We start from the raw sequence: 14,749 nt of genomic DNA, 5'->3' as shown, positions 1-14,749 counted from the left end.
CTTATACGTTATTTTTTGCCTTTATTGGCGGCTTTCAAAGCTTCGAGATTTTTGGTAATGGCGTCCTTGGCGGTCGTTTTTCCGGTCCAAACATCCCCCAGAGTCGATCCCAGCAAGGTGTTAAAATCCGTCGTATGATTCGTATAGAACCAGGAAGCTGGTCTCGCAGCTGAGGATTGTGCATAATCGACTACAGCGGACTTGTATTCGTTATACGGAGGAAAGTTCTTATTGTCGACCCATTTATGAGTAAGCGTTTCATCCGTATACCACTTTTTCAGCGTTGGCATCCAAATGCCCGATGAGATGAGTCCCCAGTTGTTTTCTTCGGCTGTGTACCATTTAAGCCATTCCATAGCTTCTTTTGGATGCTTTGTCTGGGAGAATACGACATTGGCACCGCCCGTGTTAAGTGTTACCTTTTCCTTAAAGTAAGGTAATACGGCTACGCCATATTTCAGTCCTGCATCCTTAGCTGCATTCAAGCTAGTTCCTACGTTCCACGCGCCGTTCGTAGCCATGGCAACCGTTCCTGCGATTATAGTACGCTGAATGCCATCATCGGTCTGTCCCACGGACAACGGGGCAACATGGTCTTTCAAGTACAGATCCGCGACTTTCTGAATCGCTTCCATACTGGCGTCTTCCCCGATTCTCACCGCTGTGCCGTCATTGGAATAGAAACCGCCGCCATTGCTAAGCACCCAGGCTTCCAATTGCCATGCCAGATTTTCGACGGATGCGCCATACTGAACGATACTCTGCGCATTAAAGCCAGCTTCGTCAGGATGTTTGCCATTCTTGTCGACCGTCAGCTTCTTGGCCGTTGCTACGAATTCGTCCCATGTCCATGCTTTATCCAGTGCGGATGGAGGATAAGGTACCTTCGCTTTGTCGAACATGTCTTTGTTGTAATAAAGGAGAAGGATTTCATTGGCAGCGGCATAGGCAACGGTCTTGCCTTGATATTTGTAGGCTAGACTATCAAGTGGCTTGCTTTCACTCCCACTGTACATGGCACTTACATCATTCAGCATGCCATCGGAGGACCACTGGATGACGCCATCCTCTTTCAATATCCCCGTATCCGGCAATTGACCTGCCGTTGCCTGCGTATTCAATTTCGTCATGTAGTTTTCCCATGGAATCGCTTGCACTTTTACTTCAATTCTGTTTTGGGAAGCATTAAATTTGTTCGCCGCTTCTTGGGTTTTACTTCCTTCCTCCTCGCTTCCCCACATCGAATACGTAATCTTAACCTTTTCTTTGGAAGGAGCCGTCGTCGTCGCAGGTGCTTTTGAAGCTGTTTCTCCCGTTGGCGATGCGTTTGGATTGTCGTTATTCGTGGAGCATCCAGCCATCATGCTTAAGATCAAGACCATAGATACGCTAAACATGAATCCTTTTTTCATTGTTTTCATATTAACCCCTCCATCATATATAATTCGCCGTCACTCCGTGATTCCTCCCGCGTTGGCAGGGAATATTTCATCTGACTGTAAGCACTGTTATCGTGTCGTTTGCTCCCTTCCCTCCTTGACCAGAGTCAACTATTGATATCTGTCCTTACACCTCATGAGGGTAAAACCGTATTTTCCCTGATCCACACTCTCATCTCGCCGCTTCCCCGGTTCGCCCAAGCAAAGTAAGGGATGAATCTGGCGGTCGTCGCCTCTAAGTAATCCTCGTCTTTCACGCGGTAAAGTCGATCCTTCCAGCCCTCGTCTTGGATCCGATAAGCGGCTAAATCGATGGTAAGCAGTCCGCCTAACAAGCTGCTATCAAAGCTAACTTGATCTTTGAAGCCCGGATGGAGGATCAGCTTATGTAGCCCTTTGCCATTGTCAGCTTCCTCCAGACAGTACACCATCGGCCCTCGCTGGATGGCGACCATGCCTACGGTCTCTCGAATTTCCGGATTGCCTTTCATCGGACTAACGTTCATCGGTAGAACCAGTTGGACGATATCGCCAGCGTTCCATGTCCGTTCGAGATGAAGATATCCGTTAAACAAGCGCATCGCGGATTTCGCTACCTGTTGCCCGTTAACCTTGACATCCCAAGACCCACACCAGCTTGGTATCCGAAGAGCCAAGGAGAAGGTTTTGGGCTCATCCATCGCCAGCTCGAATCCGATGTTACCGTTCCACGGCAGCTCGGAATGCTGGATGAGCCCAACGGCGCTGCCATCCACATCCACCGTGACTTGACTCCCAATATATAAGTGAGCATAAAGGGCATTCCCCTGGAACGAGTAGATATAGCTGCCGAGAGAGGCGAGCAGCCTAGCGATATTAGGCGGGCAACAAGCGCATCCGAACCATCGCTGCCTTTCCGTCTTCACGTGATCGAAATTCCGATTCTTACCGCTCGCTTCAGGCCATGCTTCCAACGGATTTACGTAGAAGAAGTGCTGTCCATCGCGAGACATTCCGCCAATAACGGTGTTATAGAGCGCTCTCTCCATGACGTCTGCGTATTCGCTTCTCGGCTCGATCTGAAGCATGCGCTGGGCAAAAAAGATGAGACCGATCGATGCGCACGTCTCGGCGTAAGCCGTATCGTTCGGCAAATCGTAATCGAGCGTGAATGACTCGCCGTAAGACATCGAGCCGATCGATCCCGTAATGTACATCCGCTTGTTCACGATGTTATTCCAGAGCGCCCGGCACGCCTTCAGCAACTCCTCGTCTCCGGTCGCTGCAGCGACGTCGGCCATACCCGTGCACATATATACGACCCGCACCGCGTGACCTTCAGCCGTCTGCTGCATTCGAATCGGGAGGTGCGCTTGGCTGTAAGATTTGTCCTTGGCTATCTTCAGCGCTTGGAAATGAGTCTCGCCATTCCGGCGATCGAACTCTAAGTCGTAGAAGTGGGGACTCTGCCCTCTCTCGTCCAAGAAGAACTTCGCCAACTTCATATATCGCTCATTCGAGGTGGCTCTGTAGAGCTTCATTAGCGCTAGCTCGACCTCTTGGTGCCCGTCATAACCTTTGATCTTCCCATCTTCTGGCCCGAACGTCGCATCGATGCAGTCGGCCAGCTTGCAAGCCACTTCCAGAATCTTGCCCTTCCCCGTTGCCTTCTCATAGGCGACCGCCGCTTCGATCAGATGACCCGCGCAGTAGAGCTCGTGGCACTCTGCGAGATTCGTCCATCTGCCTGCCACTTCTTTGAGTGTAAAATAAGTATTCACGTATCCGTCCGCATGCTGCGCCTTGGCGATCAGATCGACGACTTCGTCCGCTACCTTTTCCAGATCGGGATCTGGCATTTGCTCCAAAAGATAACCTACGGCTTCGAGCCATTTGGCCACGTCACTATCTTGGAACACCATGCCGTAGAAGTCGCCCTGCTCCAATCCGGCAGCGATTCTGAAATTCTGGATGGCGTGACTCGGCTCGTTACCTTCGATTCGGTCATTAAGCGCCTCCCACTGGTAAGGTACGACAACATCGCGAATTAATGAAATATAAGGGGACCAGAAGTCATCCTTGATTATCATGTTCTTCAATTGAACGGGTGTAGAGATAGACAGATTACTCATCAAGTATGCTCCTTTACTTTAAAAATTCCGCCTTCGAATGAAAGCGCTATTAATTATAATACATGTGATACCGTGATATTAATTATGGATTTTCAACCACTTTTTTAAAAATTACAACCAATAGAAAATATCCCAAATGAGCTCTCCGATCGGTTGTGGTGCAAAGCTCTAATTCATGATAACGTAATTGATAATGAAGTCATGGGGGTGTCCGATAAATACCATTTTTGCCCCTAAGGCCAGAGCTTTAAAGATATCCCCCCGTACCGGATCCCGCTGTCGAACATAACGGGAACGCGTGCCCCAAGCCTACGAACGATAAAAAATAATTTAAAATCCCGAAGTCTGGTTGCAGCACCCACATCCACAAAACAGCTACCGCAACTCCCGTACCTAGAGCAAAGGCTGTAAATCCGATGATCCACAACCCGATAAAACTGAAACCTTCAAACTGTCGAATCATTCTATTCTTTCGTTTCATCCGCTCACCGCTTTCGACTCTATTGATATAGATTGAATCGGGACATGGGATCATTTACTAAATTGCCCGCCGGCCGACATCTCGTATTGGTCGCCATCAAGCTCCATGATTCCGTGACCAGAAATGCAGTAAGATCATCAGATTACCCCATAAACAAATAGCTCCTCGTTGAATCACCACCTCTTTATTTGTGATAAGGCTTAGCGCGCTGTCTGTATTTACAAGTTTAAAGGCCATCCTTTGCGGGATGGCCCTTTCTTTGTAGAACATACATTAGTAACTAACATATCCTTTACTTAAAGTTAGTCTTCATTAAGTTATTAATAAAATGAAGTGAGAGCATCTACATCATTATAATTGATAAATCCCGTGTTCTATCCGCTGGATGCAATATTCGGCAAACTTGTAGTAATCAAAGTCATGGTGACTCTCCTCTTTAGTAATTCCACTGTAAAACATCCCCCACACTACCTCTCGAACCATCGACACGAATTTCATGTCCTGAAAAATGTGGAATGTTTCCTCCTCGAAATATCCGAAGTATAGCTTTAACCACTCACGCTCATCTGTTTCACTGAACTGATTTGTAAACGGAATGAGCGTCAATTCGAAAAACACATCTCCGACTCCCGACAACTCCCAATCAATGATTTGCAACTGTTGACCTGTATAAATCATATTGCATAAAAAGGAATCATTGTGACAAAATTTGCCGTTATATTCTTTGTCATCGCTCCTCGTATGCGCGATTTTCTCTACTCGATGCAAAATTCTGTTTAATCCATCAGGATGCTTGACTTGAAACTGATCTGCGCCTTTCAAATATCCATAAATTAAATCGTAAGGCGAACATGTTCTACCTTGACCTTCCATACGATGTATTCGTTTGAAGCGATCCATAATCATTTCTTTGATATGATCGCCTTTCAAATCATCTTTCTCAAGCACTCGACCTTCAATAAATTCCGTGACTACAAATTGTTCTGGATGATTATCGGAAATCACTCTGGGAGCAAATCCTTCGCGGTTTGCCTTCTTCATCACTTCTACTTCAGAGCGGCGCGTCAGGTTCAAATACTCGTTTTGTCTGCTATTGATGCGAAGAACATATGTACTCTGTTTGGTTTGTATCTTATAGGTCTGATTGCAAAGCCCACCTCTAAAATTTTCAAAATGTATGAATTCATGGTTTAGCTCCGGTACTTGGCAAATAATTTCTTCAGCTTTACTGTGCAACAGGATCCACCCCGCATCAAATATTCACTTAACACAAAAGATTATGCTGCCTGTGCAAGGTGCCAACCGGCGAAACCTGTAGCCGGATATCCCTCCTGCATTATTCGACCCTTCATTCAGATCATCCATGGGGTGCTATATTTTCGTCGCCAAAACAACCCTTTCCCTTCTGCCCCCTCCCTGAGCAACCAACATCCAATGATTTCTTCCTTCTCGCCGCTATGAATTGCCAACAATTTTTGTGAAATATACAGGTAGCGCAGATTAATGTGTTTCTTGTAAAAGCTACTTTTTGAAAGATTTCATTTCCTCGATCACCGAATCTTCATATGCGTGCATTTTTCCGTTGATGATGTCTTGGACATTAACCGGTTCGCCAATTGTAGCTGACTCCAATGCCGCAAATACCACGCCTAAGGCTTCAAGCCCCCGTTCAGCGCTCGAGATCGGCTCCTTATGATCCATAATCGCCTCCCATAATTCCACATAAGAATGAGCAAACGGATTTTGCACCGTATCGGGTGCAAAACGCTCTATGATTTCAGACATTGGGATGATACTTCCGTCTTCTAACGCCGCATGTTTGCCGGGACGGAAGCAACCTTTGCTGCCGTAAATCCATACCCCGCCTGTTCTTTCCCCATGCGCAGCAGTACTGCACATCCAGTGCCCCAATCCGCCGTTTTCAAAACGAAAAACCGTTACCGACGTATCTTCGCCACTAGGACGTATAATGGTTTCCCCGTCGCTCAACTCTTTCTCAAAAATTTCCTTATATGAAAACACTTCTTTAATAGGACCGTTCACTTCAGTAAAAAAATGAGTGCGATGGACACCATGATCATTAATCCATCCGGCTCCCGCTCTTCCTTTCATATGACGCCATGCCGTTCCGGCAAAATATTTACGCCCAAGTGTAACGGTCGCGTAGTCCATAATCATGAAGATGGAGCCGATGATACCCTTTCTCACCGCTCTTGCCATTGCAACATTGTCAGCTCCCAATACGCTTGGTTCAGATAAAGTCATAACTTTGCCGTACTTTTTCGCATCCGAAAGCATCTTCCGTCCAAAGGAAGGAGAAATTGCCAACGGCTTTTGCATTTGCACATGTACTCCCGCAGCAAAACAATCTTCCGCAACGATATGATGCAAATCATGATCCAGCAGGACGGATACTGCATCTAATCGGCCTTCCTCCAGCATCCTGCGATAATCTGTATATACTTCGGGCCGCTTTCCGAGCCGACTTTCCACTTCAGCTGCAAACACCTCAGCCCGATCCTGCCTAAGATCGCAAACAGCGGTTAAATCAAACGTTTCCTTGCCTTCATTTTTTAATTGTTGCAAACCTTCCAAGTGTGCAGTTGAAATAACTCCGCAACCGATGAATCCAAGTTTCATTAACGTAACCTCCGAATAGTAATTGTTTTTAATTATCTTTGTATATCTAAAGGAAAAATACCTCCACTATGACGAATAGCTAGAGGTACTTTTCGGTATTTTCTTGGTATCGCAATTCTAAATATCCAAGGCTTGCTTAGCCAAGGCTAGGGCACCGCAAAGGCCAGCGTTGCCGCCTAGAGCGGGTTGTACAATGTAACTATCGTTGTCCTCTGAAAAAGCCGGATGCTGTACATAGCCGTTCAACAGTTTACGAACTTGTTCGCGTATAAGCGGGAATAAGCGGGACTGGTTCATAACACCGCCGCCGAGGATGATTTTCTCCGGAGAAAGTGTGAGAATGTAATTGACCAGCGCCTGGGCAATATAGTAACTTTCCATTTCCCAAGCAGAATGCGTATATCCAAGTTCAAATACCGAGCGTAGCTTCTGGTGTCGTTGTTGGGATAGAGATCCGGTCAAGGATTTCACCATCTGCCGTACCAATCCCGCATACGAACTTTGTCCCGCCGCCTTCGATAGCACCTAATAACAATTCGATTCCCTCACAATCATCGTCACTTTGTTATACTGTAACTGCCGAATATATCGAATTCAATGAATGAAGTGCTAGAGAAATGACCTTGGCCTTTCCATCAAGCACATACAGTTCCAAACCTGTACTGGACGGATCCGGAAAAATTTGATCGGTAATCACCGTCTCCCCGTCATTCGCAAATACTTCAACGGAGGAATTATCGACAAAAAGATGCAGCTTGAGCCGTCCGTTTTGAAGCTCCATTTGTACATCATGCTTACAAGCAAAAGCATCATGAAATCCGCATTCACCGGAGTTACATCGATCAACAAACAATGTCTGCGTAGCGGTATTGTAGCCGACTACCGTTTCTTCCCGCTCCGATTTCCTTAGCTTAAAACCGACTTCCGATGCTTCACCTAAATCGATTTCACATTCGAGCTCATAGATGTCGCTTTGCGCGTCCGAAAGTATATTTTGACCGGGGTTAACTGTAACCTCTTCCCAAATCCGCTCTTCTAACCGAAGCTTCTGCAAATCCGTTACAGGCTTTTGAACCAAGCGGATTCCAGATGGCACCTGCCTCAGGGATAACACCCGAGGCAGCGTCATCGCACTTCTCCAATTGGTTGTCGGGGTAAGATTTGCATATTTCCAATTGCTCATCCAGCCGATAAACAGTTTTCCTTTATCCGATCTATGAACATCCGACCATGTTACACCGGCATAGTTATCTCTCCCATGATCTAACCATAATACGGTTTCAGGAGCAGCATCGTTCGTAAATGTACTTCCGTCAAAGCTCCCAACAAAATATTGTGTCCTTGAGCCTTCAGCCATCTGTGGATGATCTCCGATGCTGACGATCAGTATCCATTTCGTTCCTTCAGCATGACCTTCTATCGGTAGCTCTATTAAGTCCGGACATTCCCATACTCCGTCGTGTGAGCCCTCTGCGGCACCGAACTCACTAGCAAAAGACCATTCCTTTAGATTGGAAGACGTATAGAAATGAACACGGTCTTCCACTGCAAGCACCATGATCCACTGCTGCTTTGAAGCTTGCCAGAATACTTTAGGATCCCGGAAGTCCGTTATTTGCTCGTTGCACAACACTGGATTCCCCTCATACATCACCCACGTTCTGCCTTTATCCAAACTATAAGCAAGGCTTTGCCTTTGTCTCGGACGATCGGAATCCGGATAATGGTCCGCATGGGTAAAAATAGCAACCAGACCGGGCTTACCGGAGAAGAATCCGCTTGTATCCTCCCAATCCACCACTGCGCTACCTGAGAATATGAAACCATTTTGATCTGGTTTTAACGCAATCGGGCGATGCTCCCAATGGGTCAAATCCGTACTGATCGCATGTCCCCAATGCATCGGTCCCCAGGTTGTACCTTCTGGATAATGCTGATAAAACAAGTGATATTCCCCATCGAAATATACCATTCCATTTGGATCGTTCATCCATTTAGCCGGCGGCGTAAAATGAAACTGTGGCCGGTACTTTTCTCTATACAGAATAGTTGACATCTCTTCCACTCCCTCTATTTTAAAAAAAACGGAGCGTAACCTTCATACTCGATCCACTCCGGCGATTTTATAACAAAATTTATTTTTTTACGTTTCTGTCGTAACCTACTTGTTTAATCTTCAACCAATCTTGTAGACCCAGACGGTCCAATTCTTTTAAATAACCAGCCCATTCAGCATCAATTTTCCCATTCTGAATCCACTCGGTCCGTTTTCTCAGTACATAGGCAAACATATCTGTTTCAATCGCAGAGAGTCGATCCAATTCTTCCAGTGAGAAGAACACTTTTGGATAAATATTTTTAGCCTTCATGTCCGGGACCATCACTTTTTTCATTAGGTCCAATCTCCATGCCGCATCGTCTGGCTTCGTCGTAACATTGCCATAGTAAGAATCCAAAATCGCCAATGGTCCGCCAACAAAGGTTTTCTGTCTCAATTCCCAAGGAGACGTTCCGTTCAACGGTAAATGTTTCAGCATTTTTTTAGATTCATCGAATTCAAAGATATTTTGCTGCGCTTTATCCCCATATGTGCCCCAGTTGTTTTGTACGGATTGAGTTGGATCGTATAGGGAATCAATCCATTTTGCCGTTGTTTCGATATTTTTATTTGTTTTGGTGATAACCATTCTTCCTCTATCGAAGCCCATTCCGTTCGTTCTCGTTACGTTTTTCCAGCCATTCGGCCCTTCAAGCGCAGGCATAAGGTCATATTTATCATTCATGCCCGTAATATTTCCCTTATCCCATGTGAAGTACAAACCATAACGATTTTCTTTTCCTTTAGCTAAATAGGTATTCCAATCCTGCGTAGGCGCTTCAACATCCATTAAACCTTCTTTATATAATTCATTTAGAAACTTGACGCCTTCCTTAAAGCTATTATCAGCAGATGTGAAAATAACCTTTCCATCATCACTGACAACCGTATGGTCCCAGTTCTCACCCAGACCGAAGGAGCCGAATAAGAAAGCCAAGTCTTCTCCGCCGGTTTTATTAATGAAGGACATTGGTATTTCATCCGCTTTTCCATTACCGTTCGGGTCTTTTGTTTTAAAAGCAATCAAAACTTGTTTTAATTCTTCGGTCGTTTTAGGCATTTTCAAGCCTAACTTATTTAGCCATTCCACATTAATCCAAGGAAAATCGTCGACCGAATGGATACTTTCCTTACCCGCGCCCAGCTCCTCAATCCATGGGAATGAATAAATATGACCATCTGGGGCCGTAATCATCGATTTATATTGCGGCGCTTTCTCCAAAACCTTTTTGAAATTTGGCATTTGTTTTTCAATAATGTCATCGAGCGGAATAATGGTTCCGTCCTTTGCCAATTTAAGCAAATCGTAGTCACCCAAGGCTGCATCGAAAATCGCATCAGGAAGGTCACCGCTGGCAATCGCTAAATTTCTTTTCTCCGCAAACGAATCCCACGGATAGTTTTCCCAATTAATGTGTATTCCCGTCTTTTCTTCTAGACGTTGGAATATTACCTTTTTATTAGGATCTTCGGGAGCTAGCGGTGAACTTTGTGTCATAAACTTCAAAGCGGGTTTCGCTGTTGTACCTGGGGCAGCGCTTGATGCTGCCGGCTCGCCTGATTCTTTGCTGCTTGTGCACCCCGTTACTGCCAATAATGCCGCCAGAGAAATGAATAATGCCTTTTGGGAATGTTTCATAAAAATAACCCTCCTTTTTTTTGGAAAACCTATATGCTTGCCGATCCATTATTTTAATGAACCGACCAAGACACCCTTTTCAAAATACTTTTGGAAAAAAGGATACATAACAAGTAACGGTAGACTGGAAATGACAATGGACGAATACTTAATGATCTCAGATAGCCGTTTCAGTTCTGCCATAGCCAATTGGTCCGCAATCATGCCAGGATTTACTTGATTCTGAATTAAGATAGATCTTAAAACCAACTGTAGAGGCAGCAAATTAGCACTCTTCAAATAAATTAACGCGTCGAAATAAGAATTCCATTGACCTACGAATGCATATAGAGCTAGTACGAAAATAATTGGTTTAGATAGAGGGAGAACAATCTTAAAGAAGATACGCACCTCAGATGCGCCATCGACCTTTGCTGCCTCGTTCAATTCATTCGGAATTCCACTAAAAAAGGTCCTTGCCAAAACAATATTCCAAACATTTACAGCCGTTGGTAGGATGATCGCCCATACTGTATCTAACATTCCCAAGTTTTTTATCACCAGATAGGTTGGAATTAACCCGCCGCCGAAAAACATGGTGATGACAAACAGGATTGTAAAAAACTTTTTACCTACGAAACCTGCAACCGATAAAGGGTAGCCGGCAAAAATGGAGACAACGACGGTAACAAAAGAAAATGCGACGGAGTAAAAAAGAGCATTTACAAACCCCCGGATCATCGCATGATTCGATAAGATGACTTTATACCCTTGAACACTATAATCCGCAAGATGGAAGGAGATCCCTTTATTTAACAGTGCAGTCGGCTCCATAAACGATGCCACGACTACATAAATTAAGGGAACTACAACGATCAATACAGCAAAGAACAATAGAATGTAATTGATAGTCAGAATAAAACGGTCCAATCTAGTAGGCTTAAAATTCATACGGCATCTCCTTTCTTTTAATAGAGGCCTTCACCTTCATTTAATTTCTTCACGACAACATTAACGAGGATAAGTAAAACGACATTAATAACGGAGTTAAATAGACCAACCGCTGAGGAATACGCGTAATTTCCTGCTTGCAAACCAATTTTATATACATAGGTTGGAATGATCTCTGAAGTCGGAACATTCATTGCCGTTTGCATCAAATAGGCTTTCTCAAATCCAATTGCCATAATGCCGCCGGCAGCTAAAATGAATACGATTGCCATAACCGGTTTAATCGTAGGCAAGTCTATGTGTTTTATTCTTTGCAGCAGGTTAGCTCCATCAATGGTTGCAGCATTATGGAGCTCAGGGTCAACACCGGCTAATGCAGCTACATAAATAATCGATGACCAGCCCGCTCCCTGCCAAATGCCAGATAAGATATAAAGCGTTCGAAAATAATCCGGGTCTGACATAAAATTGATAGGATGGCCAGTAATCAGGGTTAGAATCTTATTAATCGGCCCTACCGGCGATAAGAAGACGAATAACATCCCGACAACAACGACAACGGATATAAAGTTTGGCGCATATAAGACCAATTGAATCCTTTTTTTAACGCCAGCTTTGCGCAATTGATTCAGCATAAGCGCTAATAAGATGGGGACCGGGAAACCAAGTATGAGTCCGTAAGCACTAAGTTTCAGCGTGTTCATGAAAATAACTTCAAAATTGGGTGAGGTTAAAAACTTTGTAAAATTCTTTAATCCCACCCATTCACTGCCAAAAATCCCTTTGCTCGGACTAAAGTCTTTAAAAGCAATGACCGCCCCGTACATGGGCACGTACTTAAATATGATCGTCAGGATGAAGGCTGGTGCCATCAGTAGGTACAGAAAAGGATTTTTCCTCATAAAATCAATTTTACTTATAAATGTATTACTTCTTTGTTTAACAGCTCTCATGTCGACCTCCGCAACTTCTTGCAAGACAGTCCCCCCTAACTCAATATCCATAGAATTATTCATTTGCACAATATTTTGCATACAATCGTAATTTCTTACATGCGAACCCTTGTAAGGAAGGGCTTACATTTTTTTGTTTTATCCTATCAGCCACAATTACAATTTACACTCAACGCTAAATTTAGTCAACAAATTTTTAAATAATTTTGTTCATATGCAAACTATATTAAGTGCATTTTCACACTTCAATTCGACAAATCCGTTTTTTTTCACGCATTATTTTCCATTTTTAAAGATAAATCTGATTTACTGATGTATTTTTTTAATGAACTTAAATTCATTTGCACAAATATAAATGTGCATTTGTTTATATAAATTAATTTAAATGCAGTCATATCCCCACTTTGCAAATGCACTAATTATTAGTTGTATATTTGTTCATTTGTAACTTTACGAATTGACATTATATTTGTAATATTATACATTTAGTTTAAAACTAATCATTCATGATCTGAGGAGTGATGTTGTTCGCAAAGGAGTAAGCACATGAGTAAAGAAAAAATCACCATACAAAATATCGCGGACTCTTTGGGGCTATCCAGGAATACTGTTTCTAAAGCTCTAAACGGCAGTGAAAGTATTCCTGCAGAAACAAGAAATAAGGTATTAAAACGTGCGATTGAATTAAATTATAAACAATTTGCTCTAATCGATACGGACACGTTAACCACAAAAAATACGGGCAACATTGCACTTTTAACGTCAAATATGCCGAGCAATAGTCATTTCGGCGCATCATCGCTAAGCGGGCTTGAGAAAAAAATCAGTTCCGATGGTTTTAATCTATCCATTCACATTGTTCGGGAATCGGATATTTCTTCTTTAGTACTGCCTAATAATTTCGATGCTAAAAAAGTGGACGGAATCGTTTGTATTGAGCTATTTGACAAGAAATACACCCAATTAATCAATTCCTTGGGCATCCCAGCCATTTTTATAGATTCCACAGCGGATATCTTTTATCCCGAACTTCATGCAGATATTATTCTAATGGAAAACGAACAAAGTACTTTTTATTTGACAAAGAAATTAATTGATAATGGTTATACAAACATTGGTTTTATTGGCGATTACAATCATTGTAAAAGTTTTAATGAAAGATGGGTTGGATTTAATAAGGCATTACTAGACTCTCACTTACAACTCGACCCATTATTTTGCATAGTTGAAGAAGATCGATATATTGCGGATCCTAAATGGTTAGAGAATCGGTTGGATAACATGAACAACTTTCCGACTGCATTTGTTTGTGCGAATGATTTTATTGCCATTAACGTGATGAGGATATTAAAAAATAAGAATGTACAAATACCAGAGGATATTGCTATTTGCGGTTTTGATAACTCTCCTGAGTCGCAGATCGTAGAACCTCATTTGACAACCGTCCATATATTCAGAGAGGAAATAGGAATTCTGGCTGCTGAAATATTGTTGTCCAGGGTTGAGAACCCTCTCAAGCCTCCTCAAATTACTCACGTTCAAACGAAGCCGATATTTCGCGAATCTACGGGTAATTTAAACGAATCATAATTTATAAAATCATAATCAGAAAACCTGAGGCTGCGCCTCAGGTTCTTTGCTGTTCTATGCGATACTTTTACTTTGGACTTCGGAGTTGTTTATTTAAATATATTTAGCGGTTATCACACGATTTCAAATACGGATGCTATCGGTTTTCACCCCACATCCATTTCATTTTTTTGTACTAATTCGAGCTCCTTCTACCCTCTTTCCCAACTCGTTTCTCAATTCGGTTTCATACCCATCCTTCGGGTAGATTCGTCTTAAAACTAAACATCTCTCGAAAGCTGCCATGATGATCAGGTATCTCAAATGTCATTACATAACATCCGGTGAGATTATCTTCTGGCACATGGGGAGGATTAAAAACATATTCATTCTTTTTAAGCTGAATTTCATGATGGGAACCCTCCCCCTCCTTACTAAAGGTATACAGAGTATTGGTATACACAGGCTTTCCATATCCGGAAAGCTCCCAGTTAGAAGGGACTAAAACAGAATCCGACATGGATACATCGTTGTCAGGAGGATAAAATTCATCTTTCACTGCATCAGGAGATGGAAACAATTTGAACTTCCAGGATCCATTGAGGCAGTACACATACTTTGAGTTTTTACGTTCACCGCTTAACACCTGTTCCACGGGTCTTTGTTTCATAGTTTTTGAGAAAATTACTTGTATCTTATCCAGCTTCAATACTTAATTTGTTGAAAATCTTCATGATGACCATGCTTCTCCCAGGACCTTACCCCAATGCGGCTTTTTAAGTTGGATACGCTGTTTTTTTTAGGCTTAACCTCTTCAGATGGAGAACTCCCGGCTTCAAGCGTGCCTCTTTGCACGCCATACCGTAAGTGCCCGCATCGTGCACTGAAC

At 43.3% G+C, this 14,749-nt stretch carries 12 protein-coding genes and 1 pseudogene; 1 reads left to right on the top strand and 12 read right to left on the bottom strand.

The window, feature by feature from the left end:
* Positions 1-8: 8 nt before the first annotated feature.
* From NYR53_RS10345 to NYR53_RS10295, 11 genes and pseudogenes are all read right to left on the bottom strand, one after another.
* Positions 9-1,421, bottom strand: a complete 1,413-nt coding sequence (locus NYR53_RS10345) for an ABC transporter substrate-binding protein (RefSeq protein WP_261305087.1) — start codon at positions 1,419-1,421, stop codon at positions 9-11.
* Positions 1,422-1,573: 152 nt separating this feature from the next.
* The gene (locus NYR53_RS10340) at positions 1,574-3,550 is read right to left on the bottom strand and encodes a glycoside hydrolase family 127 protein (RefSeq protein ID WP_261305086.1); all 1,977 of its coding nucleotides are present in this window, start codon (positions 3,548-3,550) and stop codon (positions 1,574-1,576) included.
* Positions 3,551-3,797: 247 nt separating this feature from the next.
* Complete coding sequence (locus NYR53_RS10335; protein WP_261305085.1) at positions 3,798-4,031, bottom strand: hypothetical protein; 234 nt, start codon at positions 4,029-4,031, stop codon at positions 3,798-3,800.
* A gap of 351 nt (positions 4,032-4,382) precedes the next feature.
* Positions 4,383-5,267 (bottom strand): phosphotransferase, encoded by an 885-nt coding sequence (locus tag NYR53_RS10330; protein ID WP_261305084.1) that lies wholly within the window; start codon positions 5,265-5,267, stop codon positions 4,383-4,385.
* A gap of 285 nt (positions 5,268-5,552) precedes the next feature.
* A complete protein-coding gene (locus tag NYR53_RS10325) occupies positions 5,553-6,671 on the bottom strand; it encodes a Gfo/Idh/MocA family protein (RefSeq protein ID WP_261305083.1) in 1,119 nt (372 codons plus the stop codon).
* 117 nt (positions 6,672-6,788) lie between these two features.
* Positions 6,789-7,082 (bottom strand): annotated as a pseudogene (locus NYR53_RS10320) (ROK family protein); the annotation flags it as partial.
* A complete protein-coding gene (locus tag NYR53_RS10315; RefSeq protein WP_261305082.1) occupies positions 7,081-7,206 on the bottom strand; it encodes an ROK family protein in 126 nt (41 codons plus the stop codon). The pseudogene NYR53_RS10320 and the gene NYR53_RS10315, both read right to left, overlap by 2 nt.
* A gap of 30 nt (positions 7,207-7,236) precedes the next feature.
* On the bottom strand, positions 7,237-8,727 hold the full coding sequence (locus NYR53_RS10310) for a glycoside hydrolase family 32 protein (protein WP_261305081.1): 1,491 nt from the start codon (positions 8,725-8,727) through the stop codon (positions 7,237-7,239).
* A 79-nt stretch (positions 8,728-8,806) separates the two neighbouring features.
* Positions 8,807-10,408 carry an ABC transporter substrate-binding protein gene (locus NYR53_RS10305; RefSeq protein ID WP_261305080.1) on the bottom strand — a complete coding sequence of 534 codons (1,602 nt, stop codon included), beginning with the start codon at positions 10,406-10,408 and terminating at the stop codon, positions 8,807-8,809.
* A 48-nt stretch (positions 10,409-10,456) separates the two neighbouring features.
* Positions 10,457-11,338: a carbohydrate ABC transporter permease gene (locus NYR53_RS10300; protein WP_261305079.1), complete on the bottom strand. Its 882-nt coding sequence runs from the start codon at positions 11,336-11,338 to the stop codon at positions 10,457-10,459.
* A gap of 17 nt (positions 11,339-11,355) precedes the next feature.
* On the bottom strand, positions 11,356-12,291 hold the full coding sequence (locus NYR53_RS10295; protein WP_261306319.1) for an ABC transporter permease: 936 nt from the start codon (positions 12,289-12,291) through the stop codon (positions 11,356-11,358).
* A 546-nt stretch (positions 12,292-12,837) separates the two neighbouring features.
* Here NYR53_RS10295 and NYR53_RS10290 point away from each other — a divergent pair.
* Positions 12,838-13,881, top strand: coding sequence for a LacI family DNA-binding transcriptional regulator (locus NYR53_RS10290; RefSeq protein WP_261305078.1), 1,044 nt, complete (start codon positions 12,838-12,840; stop codon positions 13,879-13,881).
* A gap of 226 nt (positions 13,882-14,107) precedes the next feature.
* On the opposite strand, the gene NYR53_RS10285 is transcribed toward NYR53_RS10290, so the two are convergent.
* Entirely contained in the window at positions 14,108-14,569 is a 462-nt protein-coding gene (locus tag NYR53_RS10285; protein ID WP_261305077.1) for a sugar-binding domain-containing protein, read from the bottom strand.
* Positions 14,570-14,749 lie beyond the last annotated feature (180 nt).

This window comes from Paenibacillus andongensis, from assembly GCF_025369935.1.
Classification (GTDB): domain Bacteria; phylum Bacillota; class Bacilli; order Paenibacillales; family NBRC-103111; genus Paenibacillus_E; species Paenibacillus_E andongensis.
This window is presented reverse-complemented; position numbering and strand designations above follow the sequence as displayed.

Bases quoted from the DNA above. Each gene is read 5' to 3' on its own strand.
- NYR53_RS10345 (WP_261305087.1), bottom strand. From the start codon at position 1,421: ATGAAAACAATGAAAAAAGGATTCATGTTTAGCGTATCTATGGTCTTG.
- NYR53_RS10340 (WP_261305086.1), bottom strand. From the start codon at position 3,550: ATGAGTAATCTGTCTATCTCTACACCCGTTCAATTGAAGAACATGATA.
- NYR53_RS10335 (WP_261305085.1), bottom strand. From the start codon at position 4,031: ATGAAACGAAAGAATAGAATGATTCGACAGTTTGAAGGTTTCAGTTTT.
- NYR53_RS10325 (WP_261305083.1), bottom strand. From the start codon at position 6,671: ATGAAACTTGGATTCATCGGTTGCGGAGTTATTTCAACTGCACACTTG.
- NYR53_RS10310 (WP_261305081.1), bottom strand. From the start codon at position 8,727: ATGTCAACTATTCTGTATAGAGAAAAGTACCGGCCACAGTTTCATTTT.
- NYR53_RS10305 (WP_261305080.1), bottom strand. From the start codon at position 10,408: ATGAAACATTCCCAAAAGGCATTATTCATTTCTCTGGCGGCATTATTG.
- NYR53_RS10300 (WP_261305079.1), bottom strand. From the start codon at position 11,338: ATGAATTTTAAGCCTACTAGATTGGACCGTTTTATTCTGACTATCAAT.
- NYR53_RS10295 (WP_261306319.1), bottom strand. From the start codon at position 12,291: ATGAGAGCTGTTAAACAAAGAAGTAATACATTTATAAGTAAAATTGAT.
- NYR53_RS10290 (WP_261305078.1), top strand. From the start codon at position 12,838: ATGAGTAAAGAAAAAATCACCATACAAAATATCGCGGACTCTTTGGGG.